Source organism: Caulobacter sp. GW821-FHT12D05 (assembly GCF_058807295.1).
In genome coordinates this window covers 1-21,039 of record NZ_JBXAQO010000005.1, presented here as the reverse complement: position 1 = coordinate 21,039, position 21,039 = coordinate 1, and the positions used below count along the sequence as shown (strand labels likewise).

The window sequence follows — 21,039 nt, the reverse complement described above, 5'->3', positions numbered from 1 at the left end:
CCTCCAGATTGCTGGGGGAGGCGCGGCCTATGCGGGCGAGAGGTTCCATCATCATCGGGGCGGCGCTGGCCTTCGTGCTTTGCGGCGACGCCATCGGTCAGACCGCCAAGCCTGAATTTCTCGTCCAGCTGAAGCCCGTGCGTGACGGAGGTCCGCTGGTGACGGCCATCGAGGTCAAGTCCGAGGTCCGTGGCGTCGCGAACGCCGATGCGTTCAGCCTGACCGCGCCGGTGAACTACGCCGGCAATCCCGGCATCGCCGATCGGGTCGAGGGCCTGGTGCTGCGCGACCGCGAGGGCGTAGTGCCGCTGACGGTGCAGGACGACCCGGCCAATCCCGGCGGCTTTCCGTACTTCCGCCACTGGCGCGCCCAGCGAGCGGTGAGCTTCCCCGCCACGATCAGTTATCGCGCCAAGGTCACGCCCGACGGCGGCCCGCCCGGACCGCCGTTCAGCATCCGCCAGAGCGCCGGCGGCGTCAGCGGCAGCGGCGCGGGTTTCCTGGTCCTGCCCGAGGGCGTGAGGACCACCGTCAGCAAGGTGACGTGGGACCTCGGTGACCTGCCGGTCACCTCGATCGCCAGCGCCACCTTCGGCGACGGCAAGAGCTTCGAACTGAAGGGACCGCCGCAAGCCCTCTATCAGGGCTGGTATCTGGCTGGTCCCGCCGGGCGCTATCCCGCGACCGGAGGGGACGACCACGGCTTCAGCGCCACCTGGCTGGGAGAGCCGCCCTACGACGCGGCCGCCGAGATGGCCTGGGCGGGCAAGGCCTACACCTGGCTGGGCAAGTTCTTCGGCTATCTGGATCCGCCGCCGCGCTACCGGGTCTTCATCCGGGCCGTGCCGCCGCCGAACGCGGGCGGGACCGCCCTGGGCGCTTCGTTCATGACCGCGCCCCGGCCCAGCGCCAAGACGACCTCCTCGCGCAGCACCTTCATGCACGAGATGATCCACATGTGGGTCGGCGGCATCGATGCGCCGCAAGGCGTGTCCAGCTGGTTCAGCGAAGGCCTGACCAGCTACTACACGCGGCTGCTGTCGCTGCGGGCCGGCTACATCACCGCCGACGACTATGCCCGCGACGTCAATGCGGCGATGAAGGCCTATTACGCCAGCCCGGCCCTCAACATGAGCGCCGAGGCGATCACCAAGGTCGGCTTCACCGATAACCGGGCGCGCGAGATGCCCTATGCGCGCGGCGCCTACTACTTCGCCGACCTGGACGCCCGCATCCGGGCCAAGTCGGGCGGCACGCGCAAGCTGGACGACCTGATGCTGCCGCTGTTCGCCCGTCGCCAGAAGGGCGAGCGCTTCGACCACGAGGCCTGGATCGCCCTGGTGACCAAGGAGCTGGGTCCCGAGGCCGAGCAGGAGTTCAAGGCCGTGATCCTGGGCGGCGAGACGCTGCAGGCCAGCGACAACGCCTTCGGTCCTTGCCTGAAGCGAGAGGCCCGAACCTATGACGCGCCGGGCGGCAAGACCGTGCAGGGCTACGCCTGGGTGCGTGATCCGTCAGTGTCGGAGGCGGCCTGCCAGGCCTGGTGAGGTCGCCTTCCCGAACGTCGCGCTTGCCCCGCGCCGCCAACCGTCCCATGCTCGCTTTCAAACAAACGTTGGGAGGTCAGCATGATCGGTGTCGTTGCGGTTCTGAAGGTCCAGCCGGACAAGTCGGCGGATTTCGAGGCGGTGTTCCTGGATCTGCAGAACAAGGTGAAGGCCAACGAGCCGGGCTGCCTCGTCTACCAGCTGACCAAGTCCAAGACCGAGGCGGGCGTCTACAAGGTGCTGGAGCTCTACGCCTCCGAGGACGCGTTGAAGCACCACGGCGGGACCGACTATTTCAAGGCCGCCGGCGCGGCGATGGGGCCGTTCATGGCCGGTCGTCCCGAGATCGAATATCTGGACGCCGTGGAGTAGGCGGCGATGGATCTGGCCTTCTCGCCCGAGGACCTGGCGTTCCAGCAGGAGGTCCGCGACTGGATCGCGACCGCCTATGACGACGGCCTGAAAAAACAGCTCAGCCAGTCCAAGAATGGCTATCTGGACAAGGCCGGCCAGGTGGCCTGGCAGAAGAAGCTGGCGGATCGTGGTTGGGCGGCGCCCGACTGGCCCGTCGAGCTGGGCGGGGCGGGCTTCTCGCCGTCGCAGCGCTACATCTTCAACATGGAAATGAGCCTGGCCGGCGTGCCGACCTCGTCGCCGATGGGGCTGAAGATGGTCGCGCCGGTGATCATGGCGTTCGGCTCCGACGCCCAGAAGGCCCAGCACCTGCCGCCGATCCTGAAGTCCGACATCTGGTGGTGTCAGGGCTATTCGGAGCCGGGGTCGGGCTCGGACCTGGCGTCCCTGCAGATGAAGGCCGAGCGCGACGGCGACGACTATGTCCTGAACGGCTCGAAGATCTGGACCACCCACGCCCAGTGGGCTGACTGGATGTTCTGCCTGGTGCGCACCTCGTCCGAGGGCAAACCGCAGGAGGGCATCTCGTTCCTACTGCTGCGCATGGACACGCCGGGCATCCAGATCAAGCCGCTGGTCACCCTGGACGGTCCGCCCGACGGTGAGCAGGAGATCAACCAGGTCTTCTTCGACAATGTCCGGGTGCCGGTCGCCAACCGCATCGGCGAGGAGAACAAGGGCTGGACCTACGCCAAGTACCTGCTCGAGTTCGAACGGGGCAACGCCTATGCGCCGGGCCTGATGAACGCGCTGAAGAAGGTCAAGCGCATCGCGGCGCTGGAGTTGGCCGATGACGGCGGGCGGCTGATCGACGACCGGGACTTCCGCGAGAAGATCGCCAATCTTGAGATCCAGGTGGCGGCGCTGAACGCCACCGAACTGCGGATCTTCTCGTCCCGCACCGCCGGCAAGGCGATTGGCCCGGCGTCCTCGATGCTGAAATGCGTGGGGTCGGAGCACCAGCAGGCGATTACCGAGCTGACGCTGGAAGCCGTCGGGACCTACGCCGCGCCGTTCGTCGAGGATCCCTGGTCCAAGAGCAACGAACTGCGGGCGGGGCCGGACTACGCGGCGCCTGCCGCGCCGGCCTATTTCAACTATCGCAAGGCGTCGATCTACGCGGGGTCGAACGAGATCCAGCGAAACATCATGGCGAAGATGGTGCTGGGGCTTTGAGGCCCCAGTATTTCTAACTAGCCTCAGATCCGAACAAGTGTTTGGATCGCGCGCAACACATCCTGTTTCGGAAATTCCCCATGTCGCTCGACGCCCTGTTCAAGCCGTTCGAATTCAAGTCGCTGAAGCTGCCCAACCGGACGGTGATGGCGCCGATGACGCGGTCGTTCTCGCCGGGCGGCGTGGCCACCGACGATGTCGCCGCCTATTACCGCCGCCGGGCGGAAGGGCAGGTGGGCCTGATCGTCACCGAGGGCACGGGCGTGGCCCGTCCCGCCTCGCTGAACGACGCCAACGTGCCGCGCTTCCACGGCGACGCCGAGCTGGCCGCCTGGAAGAAGGTGGTCGAGGAAGTCCACGCCGCTGGCGGCCTGATCGCCCCGCAGCTGTGGCATGTGGGTTCGGCCAAGGGCACCGCGAACCTGGGCAAGGTCGACAGCCCGTCGGGCATCTCCAAGGCCGGCGGTGGCCAGTTCACCGAACCGATGACCGATGAGGACGTCGCCGACACGATTGCCGCCTTCGCCACGGCCGCCGCCGACGCCAAGCGCCTGGGCTTCGACGCCATCGAGCTGCACGGCGCCCACGGCTACCTGATCGACCAGTTCTTCTGGAACGGCACCAACGTCCGCGACGACCACTTCGGCGGTCCGAGCATCGCTGAGCGCAGCAAGTTCGCCGCCGAGATCCTCAAGGCCGTCCGCGCCGCCGTGGGCCCCGACTATCCGGTGATCATCCGCCTGTCGCAGTGGAAGCAGCAGGACTATGCGGTCAAGAACGCCGAGACGCCGCAACTGCTGGAAGCCTGGCTGCAGCCGCTGGCCGATGCCGGGGCCGACATCTTCCACTGCTCGCAGCGCCGCTTCTGGGAGCCGGAGTTCGAGGGCAGTGATCTGAACTTCGCCGGCTGGGCCAAAAAGCTGACGGGCGCCCCGACCATCACGGTGGGCTCGGTGGGCCTGTCGGGCGAGTTCATCGCCGCGTTCGGCGGGGAGGGCAGCCAGCCCGCCTCGATCGACGGCCTGCTGGAGCGCCTGGAGCGTGGCGAGTTCGACCTGGTCGGCGTCGGCCGCGCCCTGCTGCAGGATCCGGAGTGGGTCGTGAAGATCCGTGACGGCCGCCAGGACGAACTGCAGAACTTCGAACGCGCGGCGCTCGGTACGCTGTACTAGATACCCCCTGTTCCGGGGCTGTCCGTAGTGACGGCCCCGGACCATCGTCGCCCCCGAACTTCAGAGGGAGGCGACGATGACCTGGATGCCGTACGTGGCGGGCCTGCTGGCGCTTCTGGCCATGGCCCTGCTGATCGCCGGGACGTTTTTGCGAGAAGAATAAGACCCTCCCCCCGTGGGGGAGGCGGCCGAAGGCCGGAGGGGGAAGAGCGGGCGATCCGGCTTCTTCCCCCTCCGTCGGCTTTGCCGACACCTCCCCCGCTAGGGGGAGGATCTATTTCGCTTCTACGCGATCGTGGTGACCAGCCCGCCTTCGACCTTCAGCGACGCGCCGTTGGTGGCCGACGACAGCGGGCTGGCGACATAGGCCACCAGGCTGCCGATCTCTTCCGGCTCGATCATCCGCTGCAGCAGCGACGCCGAGCGGTGCTTCTCGAAGAACTCGGCTTCATGCTCGGCCGTCGTGCCGTCCGGATTGGTCGAGACGCTTTTCAGGAAGTCGGCGATGGCTTCGGCGCGGGTCGGGCCGGGCAGGACGGAGTTGACCGTGACGCCGGTGCCCTTGGTGGCCTGGGCCATGCCGCGGGCGACGGCCAGTTGGGCGCTCTTGGTCATGCCGTAGTGGACCATCTCGCCAGGCGTCGCGAGACCCGACTCCGACGAGATGAAGATCACCCGGCCCCAGTTGCGCTCCAGCATGCCGGGGAAGTAGCCGCGCGACAGGCGCACGCCGCTCATCACGTTGACGTCGAACAGCTTCAGCCAGTCCTCGTCCGGGATGTCGGCGAAGGCCTTCATCTCGTAGATGCCCAGGTTGTTGACCAGGATGTCGACCGAGGGGACGGCCTTGAGAATCTGCGCGGCGCCGTCGGCGGTGGCCGCGTCGGCCAGCACACCCTTGGCCTTGCCGCCGATGGCCTTCACGGCCTGGTCGAGCTTGTCCTGGGTGCGGCCGGTGACGAACACCGTGGCGCCTTCGTTGGCCAGGGCCGTGGCGATCGCCAGGCCGATGCCGCCGGTCGCGCCGGTCACCAGCGCGGTCTTGTCGTTCAGTTTCAGGTCCATCGCTGGGCTCCGTTGTTTGACGGAGCTTCAGATGGGCCCGCCACGGCGGCAGACTATGCCGTGGCGGGGACCAGGACTTGTGAATTCAGGTCATCATTTCAGGCGTTGAAGTTCAGCTTCAGCCCCGGACGCGGCCAACGGGCCTTGTAGAGCTTCCCCGTTCCCGAGGCGGTGATCCAGGCGTCGCGCATGTCGTCGCCGCCAAAGCAGATGTTGGTCACGATCACGTCCGGGAAGGCGTAGTGCTCGGTCGAGCCGTCCGGGTCGAAGGCGGTGATGCCGCCGTTGATGATGGTCGCCACGCAGACCTTGCCGCCGGCCTCGACGGCCAGGCTGTCCAGCAGCTGATAGCCCGGCAGGTTGCAGACGACGTTGCCCGGCATCAGCGGCAGAGGATCGGCCAGCACGCCGGGTGAGGCCACATCGAACGACCACAGCCGCCCCAGCATGGTGTCGGCCATGTAGACGGTCTTCTCGTCGGGCGAGAGGCCCACGCCGTTGGGCGAGACGAAGTGGTCGCGCCAGCGGACGATCTTCGAGCCGTCGGGCAGGGCGTAGTACAGCGCGCCGTACTTCTTGCCGTCCGGCGTGGAGCAGCCGTGGTCGGTGAACCAGAAGCCGCCCTGCTTGTCGAAGACCAGATCGTTGGGACCGACGAGCTTCTTGCCGTCGCACTCGATGTAGAGGGTCGTGATCGCGCCGGACTTGAGGTCCACCCGCTGGATATAGCCGCCCTCGTGGCTGGGCGGGGTAGGGCCGGGGATGTTCAGGCCATTGGCCTCGAAGAAGGCGAAGCTGCCGCCGTTGTTGGTGACATAGATCGCCCCGTCCGGGCCGATCGCCGCGCCGTTGGGGCCGCCGCCGGTCTCGGCCACGGTCTCCTTGCGGCCGTCGGGCCAGACCCGCGTCAGGCGCTGGCCCTGGATCTCGGTGAGGATCACCGAGCCGTCGGCCATGGCCACGGGGCCTTCGGGGAATTGCAGGCCGTCGGCGACCAGCTGGATGTCCATCGCGTCTCTCCCTCGAGCGCCTCTGGTGGGCGATGAGGTAACTATAAACGCCTGTTTGAACCTGGCGAGGGTTCCGTTCGGCCAACCGTGTCGCGCGGGCCACAGCCGCGCCGCGTGTGCAAGAACAGTGTTCGCGGGGCTTGCCCTGAGCCTGAGAGTCGTGGGATCAGCACGCCCTCATCACCGCTCCAGGAGCCGATCCGCCGCATGAAACTCGCCGCCGCACAGACCAACGCACCGCCGAAGGCGGGTTGGCGCGCGCCGTCGAATTCGCGCCGCCGCCGATCCGCTTCCCGCCCCCTGCGCACCTACCGCTAGCCGCGGCCGCTCCGGCCGCCGCCGGAGCTCTTAGATGACCGTCCAGTCTCTCGCGAGTTCGACCCTGGTCGCCTCGCCCCTGCTGCGCCTGATCGCGCCGCCCTATGCCGAGGTGTTGGCCGCCCTGTGGCCCGCGCCCCACGCGCCGTTCGTCACCGCGACGGCCGCGCGCCGTCACCTGATCTGCCTGATGCTGGCCGCCGAGCCTCTCGGCGGTCCGCCGATCGACGTCACCCGCCTGATGGACCTGCCGATGCGCAAGGCCATCCGCCTGGCGCTGGAGGACGTCGCCCCCGAGGGTCTGCGCCGGGCGCTCGAACACCTGGGCGAGATCGCCTGGGCGCCCGAGGACTATCGCGCGCTGGTCCATCTGCTGGTCGACCCCGCGCCGGCCAAGACCCTGCGCCACGCCGAGGCCATCACGCCGGACCTGGTCCGCGCGCTGACGGCCTTGCCCAAGGATCTGCGTGAGATCGGCGGCGTCGCCCTGCGCGTCACCCCGGCCCAGGCCGCGCTGTTGGCCGAAGCCCACGCGGTGCTGACCAAGCGCCTGACGCCGGACCTGCTGGCCCAGCGGATCGCGGCCTGGGGCCACGTCCCCACGCCCAAGGCCTTGTTTGCTTTGGTCGCCGAGGACTTCCGCCGCGAACTGCCGCCGCCGCCCCATCCGGGCACCGAGCGTCTACGGCCGCTGGAGACGGTGGCCGCCATCCGCGACGCCGCCCGCCGTTACCGCAACTGCCTGGCCAACTATGTAGACCACGCCGTCGACCAGCAGAGCGCGATCTACGAGTGGCTGCCCGCGCCGGGGGCGGTGGTCGAGCTGACGCCCGACGCCTTCTTCGGCTGGCGGCTGGACCAGGCGCGGCTGGAGAACAACAAGTCGGTCGACGAAGCCACCCGCGAGGTCATCGTCGCCGAGCTGCGCGGCATGGGCGTGCACGTGGGCCGCAGCGCCTGGCAGATCCGCCGGGCCCTGGAGCGCGCCGCCTCGCCGAAGTTCGAGCTGGAGACCGTCGACGCGGCGATCGCCGACTACTTCACCGACGACTGAGCCGCCCGGACGGTTTCGACCGGCTGGGCGGTGAAGCGGGCCACCGCCGCCAGCAGCGCATCCCGGACGATCGGCTTGGCCACGTGGCCGTCCATGCCGGCGGCCAGGCAGCGGGCGACCTGCTCGGGCATGGCGTCGGCGCTGAGCGCCAGGATCGGCGTCTCGCGGGCGGGACCGCTCATGGCGCGGATGGCGCGGGTGGCGGCCAGGCCGTCCATGTCGGGCATGTGGACGTCCATCAGGATCAGGTCGAAGGCCTCTTCGTGCGCCAGGGCGACGGCCTCGGCCCCGCCCTCGGCGGTGACCACCTCGTGGCCGCCCAGGACCAGCAGGGCGTGGCCCAGCTCACGATTGACCGGATGATCGTCGACCAGCAGCACCCGCGCGCCGCGCGTGTTGCTCGCCTCGGGCAGGGCGATCTCGGCGACGGGCAGGGCCTGCGCCGCCTCGACGGGCAGGTCGACCCAGAAGCATGAGCCGCGGCCCGGCGCGCTCTCGACGCCGATCTCGCCGCCCATGCGGGTGACCAGCGCCTTGCTGATGGCCAGGCCCAGGCCCGTGCCGCCAAAGCCTCGGCTGATCGAGCTGTCGGCCTGGGTGAAGCGCTGGAACAGGCGGGCCTGCACCTCGGGTGCGATGCCGATGCCGGTGTCGGTGACCTCGAAGCGGGCGCGGCCCGGCGCGCCAGCCAGGTCCAGGCGGGCGGTGACCGCGCCGTCGCGGGTGAACTTGATGGCGTTGGAGACCAGGTTCAGCAGCACCTGGCGCAGGCGGGTCTCGTCCAGGCTGAAGAGGGCGGCTTCGTCGCCGAGCACCTCGACCCGCAGGTCCAGGCTCTTGGCCTCGGCCGCCGGGGCGGCGATGGCCATGGCGTCGCGCAGCACCAGGGCCGGCGACAGTGGCTCGGGGGCCAGCTCCATCCGGCCGGCTTCCAGCTTCGAGAAGTCCAGCAGGTCGTTGATGATCTCGACCAGCGAGCGGCCCGAGCGGCCGATCAGGTCGACGCGGCGGCGGCTGTCGGGCGACAGGCCCGGATCGTCGGCGACCAGATCGGCGAAGCCCAGGATGCTGTTCAGCGGGGTGCGGATCTCGTGGCTGATCGTGGCCAGGAACTCGGACTTGGCCTTGTTGGCGGCCTGGGCGCTGGCCTGGGCGGCGCGGGCGATGTCGCGGCCGCGGGCCATCAGGGCCTGAAGGCGCTTCTGCCGCTCCAGGATCATGGCCGCCATCAGGCAGACGGCGAACAGCATGGCGTGGAAGATCAGCACGTGGCGCAGCGGCGACAGCGCCACGGCCGGATCGACGCCCGTCCGGTGCAGCACGGCCGGGATCGAGGCGGCCAGCGAGGCGATGACGACGATGGCCGCCGCGCGCGGTCCGCCCCGGAACACGGCCAGCATGGCGGGGGCGAACAGCAGGGCCTGCAGCGCCGGTTCCCAGGTGAAGATCGCCACGGCGGTCAGCGCCACCAGCAGGGTCAGCACCGTCAGTTGCCAGGCCGAAGCCGCGAACAGCGGCTTGTGGCGGCGATCCATCAGGATGATCGTGGTCGGCATGGCCAGGATCAGGCCCAGCACATTGGGCATGATCCAGTCGGCCCAGCCGTCCAGGGCCGGGCGGCCTTGCGAGACGGCCAGGGTCGCGGTGGTGATCATCGACAGGGCGACGATGAACACCGTGGCCACGCCGGTGATCCGCGCCAGGCCCCACGGGCTGCGCATGTGGTTGGTCAGTCGCAGGCGGTGCAGGCCCCAGGCCGTGATCGCCACCTGCAGGATATCCTGCGGCGCGACGACCAGGATGAACGATACGTCGACTCCGGCGACCAGCTCGACGGCGACGTCGGCCAAGGCGGCCAGGATCAGCAGGATCCAGCGCGCCCGGCCCGTTAGGGTCAACAGGCCGGCGATCAGCACGGCGTTGGCGGTCCAGATCGACGGCAGGTTCTTGGTCGCGCCGGCCAGGAACAGGCTGTAGGCCATCGACCCCACGAAGGCCGCGAGCAGGCCCGCGATCCTCAGGGTCTGGCCGTCCTGTAGAAGAGGCTCGGTGCTACGCTTCACGTCTGTTCACCCGTATTGGGCCACCCACACTGGGAAGGCCAGAATGCGCGCGCAGGCGACTGCCGCCGGTTAATCGCGGCAGCGTCAAATTGGCGCGGGTCAGCGCGCGTCAGGCCTTGCGCCCGCCACGATTTCGCGGTGAGCGTGGGGCGAAATACGGACAAGGGATTCTGGGTATGCGGGTATCTGTTATGGCGGTCGCGGCGGCGGGGGTGATGCTGACGGGCTGCGCGGCCGTGCCCTCGATGCCGTGGTCGAAGTCGGAAGCGATGCCGACGCGGGCCAGCTGCCCGGCGATGAAGACCGAGCAGTGGCAGCCGGTCGTCGACGCGGCGGTCCACAAGACCTTCGACCGCGACCTTCAGAAGCGCTTTGGCGACACCGCCAGCCATGTGCGGATCGCCTGGGGCAAGACTGACAAGGGCGACACCACGGTCACCGCCCAGCGGATCGGCCCGGCCAAATACGCCATGCCGCAGGTCGGCAAGGGCGGCGAGGTCGAGGTCGTCTTCCAGGCCTGCACGGGCAAGCCCCTGAAGACCCGCAAGCTGGCCAATCTGGAGAAGAATCCTCAGGTCTCGGCGCCCGAAGCCGCTCCGGCGCCGCAGGAGCGCCCGGCCCCACGCAAGCGTGGGATCAAGTGGCCCTGGAAGTCGTAATCAGGCCGGGCTGACGCCTCAGCGTCGCTCCAGAACCCGGAAGGTGAAGGCGTGGTCGTCGCCTTCGCCGGCCGGGTGTTCCTCGCGCCGGACCTCGGTCCAGGCGCTCTCGTCGAAGTCCGGGAAATGCACGTCGCCGTCGACCTCGGCGGCGACCTCGGTCAGGTACAGCCGCTTGGCCTTGGGCAGGGCCAGCTCGAACAGCGCCCGGCCGCCGATCACGCAGACCTCCTCGGCCCCGTCGTCAGAGGCCTGTTCCTTGGCGATCTCGACGGCTTCCATCCAGGTCTCGCAGGCCACCGCGTTCTGGGGCTCGAAGCTCTGGTCGCGCGACAGCACGATATTGGTCCGGCCGGGCAGGGGCTTGCGCGGCAGGCTGTCCCAGGTCTTGCGGCCCATGATGATGGGCTTGCCCAGGGTGTTGGCCTTGAACAGCGCCAGGTCCGACTTCAGCCGCCAGGGCAGGTCGCCGTCACGACCGATCACGCCGTTGGCCGCGCGGGCGACGACGATGCTGAGTCCGATCAAACCGAGACCTCGGCCTTGATGTGCGGGTGGGCCTGGTAGCCTTCCAGCGTGAAGTCCTCGTAGTCGAAGGCGAACAGGTCGCGCTTGTCGGCGATCTTCAGCGTCGGGAAATCGAAGGGCTCGCGGGTCAGCTGCTCGCGGGCCTGGTCCAGGTGGTTCAGATAGAGGTGCGCGTCGCCGAAGGTGTGGACGAACTCGCCCGGCTCCAGGCCGACGACCTTGGCGACCATCAGGGTCAGCAGGGCGTAGGACGCGATGTTGAACGGCACGCCCAGGAACACGTCCGCGCTGCGCTGGTAGAGCTGGCAGGACAGCTTGCCGTCGGCGACGAAGAACTGGAACAGGCAGTGGCAGGGCGGCAGGGCCATGTCGTCGACATCGGCCGGGTTCCAGGCCGTGACGATGTGGCGGCGGCTGTTGGGGTTGGTCTTCAGGTTCTCGACGAGATTGCTGATCTGGTCGATCACCCGGCCGTCGGGCGTGGCCCACGAGCGCCATTGCTTGCCGTAGACGGGGCCGAGGTCGCCGTTCTCGTCGGCCCACTCGTCCCAGATGCGCACACCGTTGTCCTTGAGATAGGCGATGTTGGTGTCGCCCTTCAGGAACCACAGCAGCTCGATGAAGATCGAGCGCAGGTGCAGTTTCTTGGTCGTCAGGACCGGGAAGCCCTTGGCCAGGTCGAAGCGGATCTGCCGGCCGAACACGCCCAGCGTGCCGGTGCCCGTGCGGTCGCCACGCTGCACGCCGTTATCCAAAATATCCTGAAGGAGCTCCAGATACTGCCATTCTGGATGGGTCGTATCGATGCGAGTTTTCGGAACAGCGTGGATATTCATTTGCGCACCGGCCTATCTGACCTGTGCGGTTTGCAGCGTCTCGCGGACACGCGCGACAATGTACTTAACGCAGTACACGACGCTTAACGAATACGAGTCGCCGACTCACCGCATATAAACAGGACCTGTGGATAACGTCTGAACATGAACAGAGTTACCCACAGCTTCTGTGGATGAGCGTTTTGTCGTGCGATTCTCGGCAACCGCAGAGATTCGAGTTTCACCAAGCGGAAAATCTTCAAAATCTCTAGATGTACGGGCCCACGTATTGGGCCCGTACGGATATCACTTCGCTGGTTGCAGCGCCGTGTTCAGCACCCAGCCGACATTGTCGTTCTCATCGGCCACTTCCCACCAGGCGTCCTGCTTGTTCCCGGTCGGATAGACGTTCATGCCCGGGTCCAACGCGCGGACCAGCTTGCCGTTGGCGGCGGGGGCGGCGCGGAGGTTGGTCGCGCGTAGCGTCGTGAAGGTCTTCTGCGGCGCGGCGGCGGCGGCGGCCGGCGCGTCGCCCAGGACGCCCAGGTCCGTGACCATCTTCGAATAGGCGTTGATGAAGGCCAGGGTGACGATGCGGCCGATGTCGGTGTCCTCGTAGCCGCCGCCCACGACGCCGCCCCAGGCCAGCCCGCCGCCGCCCGCGCCCCAGCTGACGTCGTTCTTCACGGCGTAGCCTTCCTGCACCGACATGGTCTCGGTGGTGCGGACATTGGTCAGCGACAGCTGGGTGTTGGCCTCGACCTTCTTGGTCTTGATGCCGCCGATCAGCGCGCCGGCGCGGCCGCCGATCAGGGCCCCGGCGATGCCCGCCGCCGCGCCGCTGCTGTTGCTGTCGCCGCCCTGGACCTCGGCCACCAGCACGTAGTCGGCGGCCTTGACCTGGCCCTGGCCGACATTGGAGCCGCGCTGCAGGCCAAGATTGCCGCCGATGGCGCGCTCCTTCTCGGCCGCGCCTAGCCCCGCGCCCCGGTCGACCAGGTTGAAGCAGCCCGAGCGCTGGACGATGGCCCGCAGCACCTTCTGCGGCGAGGCCAGGTTGTACTGGGTCCAGCCGCGCGGATCATCGCCGTCGACGATCGACAGCGTGCCCATCTTGCGCGTGCAGTGCGGCACTTCCGACGAGGCCTGGACCTGCATCTTCTGCGCCTTGCTGGGCTTGGCCTGGGCGAAGGCGGCGTGGGGCGTCAGGACGACGAGCGCGATGCTGGTCGCCAGCACCCGGTTGAGCGTTTTCATGAATCTTTTCCCTGCGAATTTTGCAGGGAGGGCGGCTATCCAGCGAAGCCGCCTTCGTCGAGGAATTCGCGCTCGGCGTCGGTGGTTATGCGACCAAGACCCGGATTCCGATGGGGGAAGCGACCAAACCGGGCGATGATATCGCGATGGATGAGGGCGTACTTCATCGACTCCTCGTCGCCGGTGTCGGCCTGGAGGGCGGCGAACAGCTCGACGCTGAACTCCTGGTCGACCAGCGATTCCGAGTGCTCGAACGGCAGGTAGAAGAACGGCCGCAGGTCCGCCTCGATGGTCGGGTCGGTGTCGTGGCCGGCGGCGATGGCCTCGCGGGCGAACATCCGCGCCAGCGGGTCGCTGGCGAAGGCGTGCGGGGTGTTGCGGAACATGTTGCGCGGGAACTGGTCCAGCAGGATCAGCAAGGCCAGCGAGCCCAGCGCCGTCTGCGCCCAGCTGTCGTAGCGGCGCATGGTGGCGCGGTAGTGGGTCTGTTCGAACTTCAGGATGATGGCCTGGTCGAAGGCGGAGTCCTTGGCGAACCACTTCTTGGGCCCCGCTCCACGCCAGAAAGCGACGACATCGTTGTAGTGCGCGCTCATCGAAGGCCCTCACGCGTTCTGTCTGTTCAAGCCCGGTTCATCGGGCGAGTCCGAGAGTGCTATCAAGGGACAAGCCCGGGCTTTGCTTCAAGGCCCTTCGGAGCACGAAATGAAACGTCTGATCACGACCGCCATGCTGCTTTCCTTGCTGGGCGGTGCGGCGGCGCAGGCCGGCGCCGCCGGGGCGGTGGTCGCTCAACAGCAACTGGCGCAGCGCGAACAGCGCGACGGCGGCCCGCGCGGCGATCGCGGGGACGGCGGCGGCCGGGTTGAACGCGGTGATCGCGGCGGTGGTGACCGTGGCGGTGATCGCGGCGGCGGCGGTTGGAACCGGGGCGGCGGCGAACGTCCGCAGGTCCAGGCCCAGCCTCAGCCTCAACAGCAGCAGAACAACGGCGGCGGCTGGAACCGCGGCGAGAACCGAGGTGATCGGGGCGACAACCGCGGCGATCGCGGCGGCCGTCCGGACTGGAACCGCGGCGAGCGTCCGCAGCAACAGCCGCAACCGCAGCAGCCCCAGGCTCAGCCGCAACCCCAGCAACAGCCGCAGAACAACGGCAGCGGCTGGAACCGCAACGACAACCGTCCGGGCGGCTGGAACCGCGACGACAATCGTGGGCGCGGCAACGACAATCGTCCGGATCGGGGCAACGACAACCGTCCCGGTGGTTGGGACCGCAACGACCGGAACGACAATCGTCCGGGCGGCTGGGATCGCAATGACCGCAACGACAATCGCGGCGGCTGGGACCGCAACGACCGTCGTCCCGGCCAAGGCCAGTACCGTGATCGCGACCGGGGCCGTTCGCAGTACGACCGCAACCACTACCGCCCGAGCTTCCGCTCGAGCCAGCGCTACCGCGCCCCGGCCTACCGCTATCCGCGCGGCTGGTATGTGCGCAGCTGGTCGTTCGGCGACTATCTGCCGGGCGGCTGGTACGGCAGCTCGTACTATCTGAACTGGGGCGCGTACGGCCTGCCGCTGCCGCCGATCGGCTGCGAGTGGGTCCGGGTCGGCGACGACGCCATCCTGGTCGACATCTGGAGCGGCCAGGTCCTGAGCGTCTACTACGACCTCTTCTGGTAATTGCAGCGGGCGGGTCTCTTTCGAGGCCCGCCCGTTTTTTCTTTCATCGCGATGTCGGCTTCGGCGCAGCTGCGCCGTCCTCGGTCCAAAGGCGGACTTGCCGCCGGATGGAGAGAGATCCGATGAAAGCTTCCCCCATGGTGTGGACCGGCCGCGTGCTGACCGGCCTTTTCGCCCTCTTCATGCTGGGCGCGTCGATCGCGCCCAAGCTGCTGGGCATGCCCGTGGCGGCGCAGACCATGGTCGCTCTGGGCTGGAAGGCCGACTACGTCCTGATGATCGGCCTGATGGAGCTGGCCTTCCTGGCGCTCTATCTCTTCCCGCGCACGTCGCTGCTAGGTGCGGTGCTGATGACGGGCCTGCTGGGCGGGGCCATGGCCACCCAGGTGCGGGTCGAGAACCCGCTGTTCAGCCACGAGCTGTTCTCGCTCTATCTGGGTCTGTTCATGTGGGGCGGCCTGTGGCTGCGCAACCCGGCCCTGCGCGCCCAGTTTCCCTTCCGCCGCGCCTGACCGCGCCTATATCGACGCGAACGAGGGAGCAGACGCATGAAGCCGGCCGGGATCGACCACGTGGTGCTGCGGGTGCGCGACCGCGCCGTGGCCGAGGCGTTCTATATGGACGTCATCGGCTGCGCGCTGGAGCGCCGGCAGGACAGGATCGGCATGACGCAGCTGCGGGCCGGGGCCTCGCTGATCGACCTGGTCGAGATCGACGGCGTCCTGGGCCAGCAAGGCGGGGCCGCGCCGGGCGTCGAAGGCCGCAACCTGGACCACTTCTGCATCGCCATCGAAGGCTTCGACCTGGAGACGGTCAAGGCCGAGCTGGTCGCCAAGGGCGTCGAACTGGGCGACGAGGGCGAGCGCCACGGCGCCTCGGGCCTGTCGGTGTCGATCTATCTGAAGGACCCCGACGGCAACGGGCTGGAGCTGCGCGGCTAAACATTGGTCGTCGACAGCGCCGCGCGCTCGTCGTCCTTGGTCGCCACCACGCCCTTCTTCTCCACGTGGCGGATGAAGGCGCTGGCCCAGGCGTCGAAGGGTTTCAGGGCCTTGGCGTCGGCCATGGCGTCCTCGATCTGGTCGTCGGCATAGGGCACGCCCTCGCCGAAGACGCCCGCCACCCACAGCTCGTCGGGGACCTCGATCCCGCTGTAGCGGCACTGCCAGACCAGGCCCTGATAGGCCAGGCGCTCGTCCGCATAGGGCTCCTCGGCCGGATCGAACCACTCCTTGTCCCGCACCAGGGTGGGCCGGCCGTCCTTGCCCAGTTCGTTGGCCCCGCCGTCGCAATAGGTGAAGAAGCCGGCCGAGCGGCCCTCCAGGTGGTTCCTGGTCAGCTGCTGCCACTCGGGCGAGCGCTCAAGCGCCTGGGCCTTCAGGGTGTCCTTCTTGTCGATCAGGTCGGGGCGGGGATTGCCGCCGGCCGCGCAGACCAGGCGGTCGAACATCAGCTTGAAGTTGGTCGTCGGCCCGTACCAGTTGGTGGGCCCGATCAGCGCCCAGGCGTCGGCGCGGGCCAGGCGTCCATAGAGGTCCAGGTCCCACATCAGGTCCGGCTGGTTGGTCGAGCGCGGGCCGTAGCAGTTGCAGGGATAGACACACAGCGCCATCGACGAGCTGACGCAGGCGTTGCAGGCCTGGATCTTGGGCTTGCCGTGCTGGTTGCCCAGGTCCTCGGTGTCGACCTGCCAGCCCGGCGGCATGCGCGCAGCCATCCGCAGCATCAGGGCGCGGGCCTTGGAATCCAGGCCCGGGCAGCTGTTGTGGCGGCGCTGCGAACCGGCGATCAACAGCACCCTCAGCGGGCGGTGTTCGGTCGGGCGAATGGCGGCTTTGGGCGGCTCGTGGCCGTCCTTTTCGGGTGTCGGCATGGCGTACGAACGCACGAGCGCCTAAAACGTGGCCGGAAGGCTCCTGGCATTTCGACGTTCTTTCGGCTTCGCCTTGACGAAACGGCAAAAAAACGCTCAAACGCCCGGCCTTTGTCGCTCTACCGTTGCGTCGAGCGGCCCTGATTGACCAGTCCTGGAGAAAAAACATGCGCGTCTACTACGACCGCGACGCCGACATCGCCCGCATCTTGGACAAGAAGATCGCGATCGTAGGCTATGGTTCGCAAGGTCATGCGCACGCTCTCAACCTTCGGGACTCGGGCATCAAGAACGTAGCCGTGGCGCTGCGCGCCGGTTCGCCGACCGCCAAGAAGGCGCAAGGCGAAGGCCTGCAGGTCATGACGGTGGCCGAAGCCGCCGCCTGGGCCGACCTGATCATGATCCTGGCGCCGGACGAGCATCAGGCCGCGATCTACAAGAACGACATCGCCCCCAACATCCGTGACGGCGCGGCCCTGCTGTTCGCCCACGGCCTGAACGTCCACTTCGGCCTGATCGAGCCGAAGGACACCATCGACGTCCTGATGGTCGCGCCGAAGGGCCCGGGTCACACCGTGCGCGGCGAGTACCAGAAGGGCGGCGGCGTGCCCTGCCTGATCGCCGTGCACCACAACGCCACCGGCAACGCCCTCGACCTCGGCCTGGCCTACGCCTCGGCCATCGGCGGCGGCCGCTCGGGCATCATCGAGACCAACTTCCGCGAAGAGTGCGAGACCGACCTGTTCGGCGAACAGGCCGTCCTGTGCGGCGGCACCGTCGAGCTGGTCCGCGCCGGCTTCGAAGTGCTGGTGGAAGCCGGCTACGCGCCGGAAATGGCCTACTTCGAGTGCCTGCACGAGCTGAAGCTGATCGTCGACCTCATGTACGAAGGCGGCATCGCCAACATGAACTACTCGATCAGCAACACGGCCGAGTACGGCGAGTACGTCACCGGTCCGCGCATCATCACGCCGGAAACCAAGGCCGAGATGAAGCGCGTGCTGGAAGACATCCAGTCGGGCAAGTTCGTCCGTGACTTCATGCTGGAAAACCAAGTGGGCCAGCCCTCGTTCAAGGCCACGCGTCGCCGCGCGGCCGAGCACCAGATCGAGGAAGTCGGCGGTCGCCTGCGCGACATGATGCCCTGGATCGCCAAGAACAAGCTGGTCGACCAGGCCAAGAACTAAGCTTCAGTACCAGAGTAATCCCGCTGAGCCCCCGGCCCCCAAAGGCCGGGGGCTTTTCGTTTTGGGCCTTGCGCGGTCTCGGCGCGAATGCATACTGAACCACATGGTTCAGCAATCGGCCGCCCGCCTCGACGCCTCCTTCGCCGCCCTGTCGGACGCCACCCGGCGTGGCGTCCTGGAGCAGCTGGGACGTCGCGAGGCCTCGATCACCGACCTGGCCGAGCGGTTCCAGATGACCCTCACGGGCATGAAGAAGCACGTCAGCGTGCTGGAACAAGCCGGCTTGGTGGTGACCGAAAAGGTCGGGCGCGTGCGCACCTGCCGGCTCGGCGTGGGCGGCCTGGAGGACGAGGCGGCGTGGATCGAACGCTACCGCCGCCGCTGGGACCTGCGCTTCGACGCGCTGGACGAGATCGTCGAGGAATTGAAACAGAGGGAAGCTCAGAATGTCGGCAAAGAATAAGACGGTGGTCGAGCGCAAGTCCGACCTGGAGCTGGTCGTGACCCGCGTCTTCGACGGCCCGGCGCGCATCGTGTTCGAGGCCTGGAGCCAGCCGGAGCTGTTCCAGCGCTGGTGGGTGCCCAAGTCGATCGGCGTGCCGCTGCGGGCCTGCGAGATGGATGTCCGCACCGGCGGCGGCTATCGCCTGGAGTTCGGCCACGATGCGGCCAATTCGATGGCCTTCTTCGGCAAGTACATTGAGGTGACGCCGCCGTCGAAAATCGTCTGGACCAACGAAGAGGCCGGCGAGATCACGGTCACCACGGTCACCTTCGACGACCAGGGCGGTCAGACCCTGCTGACCTTCAGCGAGCTCTATCCCACCCGGGAGGCCTGCGACGAGGCCATCACTGGCTCGGCCGCCGGCCTGCCCGAACAGTTCGAGCAGCTGGACGCGCTGCTGCCTGAACTGGCCGCCTGAGGGGCGCGAAGCCCTCGGCCGCTGCCGAGGGCTTCGTTTCCGGCTTGCGCGGACTGGCCGCTCGCGGAAAGGTTCGCGCCGGTCCCGCTTGGGGACAGGGGAGACCTCCATGAAACACCTGCTCGCCGCCCTGATCGCCACCGCCGCCGTCTCGACCGCCGCCGCGCCATCCTTCGCCGCCGAGGTCGCCTACGGCCTGGACCCGGCCCACACCGAGACCACCTTCACGATCGACCGCTTCGGCTTCACCTCGATCATCGGCATTTTCGCCAAGTCGGAAGGCACGATCTGGCTGGACGAGGCCGCGCCCGAGAAGTCGCGCGTCGAGGCCACGGTCACCGTCGACAGTCTGCTGACCGCCAACCCCACTCGCGACGAGCACATCAAGGGCGAGCGCTGGCTGAACGCCGCCAAGAGCCCGACCATGACCTTCAAGTCGACCAAGGTCGAAAAGACCGGCGATACGACCGCCAAGGTCACCGGCGACCTGACGATTATGGGCGTGACCCAGCCGGCCGTGCTGGACGTCAAGCTGAACAAGATCGGCACGGCGCCCAACAAGCAGAAGAAACAGGCGGGCTTCACCATCACCGGCCAGATCAGCCGCAAGGCCTTCGGCAGCGCCGGCGCGGCCGGGGTGATCGGCGACGCGGTCAACATCCGCATCGAGACCCTGGCGGTCGCGCAATAAAAACTGTCATCCCGGCCAAGCGCGAAGCGCGCCGAGCCGGGACCGCCGGAAGCTCTGAGTTTGCTGCGGTCCCGGGTCTTCGCTGCGCTACGCCCGGGATGACAGCTTTGGATCACCCCAGCACGAACACCGGCCCCCAGGCCACCTGGTAGCGGTGCTCGCCCGAAGACAGGTGCGGGCGCAGCTGCCAAGCGCCGGGCGGCAGCACGCTGGGCGGGCGGCCTTCGACATAGGTCGTGGTCAGCACCTCGCCGCCGGGCTCGGAGACCGAGAACTGGCGGATGGTCGGAGCGGCGTTGGTCAGGGCGCGGGCGATCTCGTCGGCGGATCGGACGCGCAGCGGCGCGGGGCCGGGCAGGCGGGCGGCGACCTCGGCATAGGCCCCGACGGCGATGACGCGCGGCCCCTGGCGCAGCACGCCGTAGCCCACATGGGTGAAGCCCGGCTGCAGCAGGTTGGCGCGGTGGCCAGGGCTGGTGCGCCACTGGTTCATGATCTGGTCGGGCCGCACCGCGCCGGCGGCGTTGAGGCGCATGGCGATATTCTCGCCCGGCGCGCCGACCAGGTCGCGGGCCAGCAGGCCGACGCGGCCGGCGGCGGAATACCCCTCGCGCGTGACGTGGTCGAAGACGCCAGTGACGGCCATGTCAGCGGCATGGGCGCGGGCGGCGCGGGTCAGGCCAGCGTCGAAGGCCAGAGGGGCGGGGCCCTCGCGGCGACGGAGCAGGTTGGTGAGGTCCAGCAGGGTCTCTTCGAAGTCGGGATCGAAGTCGCCGCCGGGCGGATCGTCCAGCAGGCCGCGCAGACGGCGCTCATAGGCCATCCAGGGCTGCGGCGGGGCGGCCAGAACCGGCGTCGCGGCGAGGAAAAGACCGCCAGCCCAGAAAGTTCTTCGCGCGATAGGCCTCATTCGCTCTCCGACAAGTCATTGACAGTCGACGTCAGGAACCAGACCTAAGACGCATGCGCCCTGTCCGTTCCCTATGGCTGGCCGGCCCCGAGGTCTGGCTCCCCGATTCCGAAGCCCAGGCGGCGCGTCAGCGGGCCCTGTGCCTGGACGCCGGCCTCGAGCCCCTGATCCAGACCCGCATGGCGCCGGGCGAGGGCAGCGACGAGCTGGAAGCCCGGCAGTTCTACGCCGGCCGCATGGCGCAATTGCGCCAGGCCGATGCGGCGGTGATCAACCTGACGCCCTTCCGCGGCCCCAGCGCCGACACCGGCGCGGTGTTCGAGGCCGGGGTGCTGGCCGGGCTGGGCAAGCCGACCTTCGCCTATGTGAACATCACCAGCGAACTCCAGGTCGAGTATGTGGCCCGCGTCGACGCCATCCTGGGCGCGACCCTGGACGAGAACCACATCTGGCGCGACGGCGACGGCTGCGTGATCGAGGACTACGGCCTGCCCGAGACGGTCATGCTGTGGGGCGAGGCGCGGCGGCTGTTCGTGATCGTCACCGAGGACCCGCTGCGGGACCTGACGGGCCTGGAGCTGTGTTTGCAGGCCCTGGCGCTGTACGCGGAGTAGCTCCCAGATCCTCCCCCTGACGGGGGAGGTGGCGCGAAGCGCCGGAGGGGGAACTTGTCCTGGCCCGGCCTCGGGGGGGG

23 protein-coding genes and 1 pseudogene are annotated in these 21,039 nt (G+C 68.2%); 15 read left to right on the top strand and 9 right to left on the bottom strand.

Annotation, left to right across the window (positions count from 1 at the left end):
* The first annotated feature begins 29 nt into the window (after positions 1-29).
* From AC1RRR_RS23470 to AC1RRR_RS23450, 5 genes and pseudogenes are all read left to right on the top strand, one after another.
* Positions 30-1,547, top strand: coding sequence for a M61 family metallopeptidase (locus AC1RRR_RS23470; RefSeq protein WP_492816660.1), 1,518 nt, complete (start codon positions 30-32; stop codon positions 1,545-1,547).
* Positions 1,548-1,628: 81 nt separating this feature from the next.
* The gene (locus tag AC1RRR_RS23465; RefSeq protein ID WP_492816658.1) at positions 1,629-1,919 is read left to right on the top strand and encodes a putative quinol monooxygenase; all 291 of its coding nucleotides are present in this window, start codon (positions 1,629-1,631) and stop codon (positions 1,917-1,919) included.
* A gap of 6 nt (positions 1,920-1,925) precedes the next feature.
* Complete coding sequence (locus tag AC1RRR_RS23460) at positions 1,926-3,137, top strand: acyl-CoA dehydrogenase family protein (RefSeq protein ID WP_492816656.1); 1,212 nt, start codon at positions 1,926-1,928, stop codon at positions 3,135-3,137.
* 80 nt (positions 3,138-3,217) lie between these two features.
* On the top strand, positions 3,218-4,309 hold the full coding sequence (locus AC1RRR_RS23455; protein ID WP_492816654.1) for an NADH:flavin oxidoreductase: 1,092 nt from the start codon (positions 3,218-3,220) through the stop codon (positions 4,307-4,309).
* A 137-nt stretch (positions 4,310-4,446) separates the two neighbouring features.
* A pseudogene (locus AC1RRR_RS23450) lies at positions 4,447-4,584 on the top strand (hypothetical protein); the annotation flags it as partial.
* 10 nt (positions 4,585-4,594) lie between these two features.
* On the opposite strand, the gene AC1RRR_RS23445 reads toward AC1RRR_RS23450, so the two are convergent.
* Together AC1RRR_RS23445 and AC1RRR_RS23440 are read right to left on the bottom strand one after the other, a co-directional pair.
* Positions 4,595-5,374 carry an SDR family NAD(P)-dependent oxidoreductase gene (locus tag AC1RRR_RS23445; RefSeq protein WP_492816652.1) on the bottom strand — a complete coding sequence of 260 codons (780 nt, stop codon included), beginning with the start codon at positions 5,372-5,374 and terminating at the stop codon, positions 4,595-4,597.
* Positions 5,375-5,472: 98 nt separating this feature from the next.
* A complete protein-coding gene (locus AC1RRR_RS23440) occupies positions 5,473-6,384 on the bottom strand; it encodes an SMP-30/gluconolactonase/LRE family protein (protein WP_492816650.1) in 912 nt (303 codons plus the stop codon).
* 352 nt (positions 6,385-6,736) lie between these two features.
* Between AC1RRR_RS23440 and AC1RRR_RS23435 the strand changes: the two genes are divergently transcribed.
* The gene (locus AC1RRR_RS23435) at positions 6,737-7,756 is read left to right on the top strand and encodes a hypothetical protein (protein ID WP_492816648.1); all 1,020 of its coding nucleotides are present in this window, start codon (positions 6,737-6,739) and stop codon (positions 7,754-7,756) included.
* Here the strand turns inward: AC1RRR_RS23435 and AC1RRR_RS23430 are convergent.
* A complete protein-coding gene (locus AC1RRR_RS23430) occupies positions 7,738-9,819 on the bottom strand; it encodes a hybrid sensor histidine kinase/response regulator (RefSeq protein ID WP_492816646.1) in 2,082 nt (693 codons plus the stop codon). The genes AC1RRR_RS23435 and AC1RRR_RS23430 overlap by 19 nt on opposite strands.
* A gap of 176 nt (positions 9,820-9,995) precedes the next feature.
* On the opposite strand from AC1RRR_RS23430, the gene AC1RRR_RS23425 reads away from it, so the two are divergent.
* Entirely contained in the window at positions 9,996-10,478 is a 483-nt protein-coding gene (locus tag AC1RRR_RS23425; protein ID WP_492816644.1) for a hypothetical protein, read from the top strand.
* An 18-nt stretch (positions 10,479-10,496) separates the two neighbouring features.
* On the opposite strand, the gene AC1RRR_RS23420 is transcribed toward AC1RRR_RS23425, so the two are convergent.
* From AC1RRR_RS23420 to AC1RRR_RS23405, 4 genes are all read right to left on the bottom strand, one after another.
* Entirely contained in the window at positions 10,497-11,006 is a 510-nt protein-coding gene (locus AC1RRR_RS23420; RefSeq protein ID WP_492816642.1) for a dihydrofolate reductase, read from the bottom strand.
* Positions 11,003-11,842 (bottom strand): thymidylate synthase, encoded by an 840-nt coding sequence (locus AC1RRR_RS23415; RefSeq protein WP_492816640.1) that lies wholly within the window; start codon positions 11,840-11,842, stop codon positions 11,003-11,005. The genes AC1RRR_RS23420 and AC1RRR_RS23415 overlap by 4 nt, the downstream gene beginning before the upstream one ends.
* Before the next feature lie 285 nt (positions 11,843-12,127).
* Positions 12,128-13,078, bottom strand: a complete 951-nt coding sequence (locus AC1RRR_RS23410; RefSeq protein ID WP_492816638.1) for a CsgG/HfaB family protein — start codon at positions 13,076-13,078, stop codon at positions 12,128-12,130.
* Between the two features lie 35 nt (positions 13,079-13,113).
* Positions 13,114-13,674 (bottom strand): DUF924 family protein, encoded by a 561-nt coding sequence (locus AC1RRR_RS23405; RefSeq protein WP_492816636.1) that lies wholly within the window; start codon positions 13,672-13,674, stop codon positions 13,114-13,116.
* A gap of 109 nt (positions 13,675-13,783) precedes the next feature.
* Between AC1RRR_RS23405 and AC1RRR_RS23400 the strand changes: the two genes are divergently transcribed.
* The 3 genes from AC1RRR_RS23400 to AC1RRR_RS23390 all read left to right on the top strand — a co-directional run bounded on the left by AC1RRR_RS23400 (position 13,784) and on the right by AC1RRR_RS23390 (position 15,702).
* Positions 13,784-14,761 (top strand): RcnB family protein, encoded by a 978-nt coding sequence (locus AC1RRR_RS23400; protein WP_492816634.1) that lies wholly within the window; start codon positions 13,784-13,786, stop codon positions 14,759-14,761.
* A 122-nt stretch (positions 14,762-14,883) separates the two neighbouring features.
* A complete protein-coding gene (locus AC1RRR_RS23395) occupies positions 14,884-15,273 on the top strand; it encodes a DoxX family protein (RefSeq protein ID WP_492816632.1) in 390 nt (129 codons plus the stop codon).
* 36 nt (positions 15,274-15,309) lie between these two features.
* Entirely contained in the window at positions 15,310-15,702 is a 393-nt protein-coding gene (locus tag AC1RRR_RS23390) for a VOC family protein (protein WP_492816630.1), read from the top strand.
* Here the strand turns inward: AC1RRR_RS23390 and AC1RRR_RS23385 are convergent.
* Entirely contained in the window at positions 15,699-16,634 is a 936-nt protein-coding gene (locus tag AC1RRR_RS23385; protein WP_492816628.1) for an NADPH-dependent FMN reductase family protein, read from the bottom strand. The two genes, AC1RRR_RS23390 and AC1RRR_RS23385, sit on opposite strands and share 4 nt — an antisense overlap.
* Positions 16,635-16,759: 125 nt before the next feature.
* Between AC1RRR_RS23385 and ilvC the strand changes: the two genes are divergently transcribed.
* The 4 genes from ilvC to AC1RRR_RS23365 all read left to right on the top strand — a co-directional run bounded on the left by ilvC (position 16,760) and on the right by AC1RRR_RS23365 (position 19,435).
* Positions 16,760-17,821, top strand: coding sequence for a ketol-acid reductoisomerase (gene ilvC / locus AC1RRR_RS23380; protein ID WP_492816626.1), 1,062 nt, complete (start codon positions 16,760-16,762; stop codon positions 17,819-17,821).
* A gap of 103 nt (positions 17,822-17,924) precedes the next feature.
* Positions 17,925-18,284: an ArsR/SmtB family transcription factor gene (locus AC1RRR_RS23375; RefSeq protein WP_454759213.1), complete on the top strand. Its 360-nt coding sequence runs from the start codon at positions 17,925-17,927 to the stop codon at positions 18,282-18,284.
* Positions 18,268-18,744: an SRPBCC family protein gene (locus tag AC1RRR_RS23370; RefSeq protein WP_492816624.1), complete on the top strand. Its 477-nt coding sequence runs from the start codon at positions 18,268-18,270 to the stop codon at positions 18,742-18,744. The genes AC1RRR_RS23375 and AC1RRR_RS23370 overlap by 17 nt, the downstream gene beginning before the upstream one ends.
* Before the next feature lie 109 nt (positions 18,745-18,853).
* On the top strand, positions 18,854-19,435 hold the full coding sequence (locus tag AC1RRR_RS23365) for a YceI family protein (protein WP_492816622.1): 582 nt from the start codon (positions 18,854-18,856) through the stop codon (positions 19,433-19,435).
* Between the two features lie 112 nt (positions 19,436-19,547).
* Here the strand turns inward: AC1RRR_RS23365 and AC1RRR_RS23360 are convergent, their stop codons facing one another.
* The gene (locus AC1RRR_RS23360; RefSeq protein WP_492816620.1) at positions 19,548-20,345 is read right to left on the bottom strand and encodes a CAP domain-containing protein; all 798 of its coding nucleotides are present in this window, start codon (positions 20,343-20,345) and stop codon (positions 19,548-19,550) included.
* A 53-nt stretch (positions 20,346-20,398) separates the two neighbouring features.
* On the opposite strand from AC1RRR_RS23360, the gene AC1RRR_RS23355 reads away from it, so the two are divergent.
* The gene (locus AC1RRR_RS23355) at positions 20,399-20,959 is read left to right on the top strand and encodes a nucleoside 2-deoxyribosyltransferase (RefSeq protein ID WP_492816618.1); all 561 of its coding nucleotides are present in this window, start codon (positions 20,399-20,401) and stop codon (positions 20,957-20,959) included.
* The last annotated feature ends 80 nt before the right edge of the window (positions 20,960-21,039 follow it).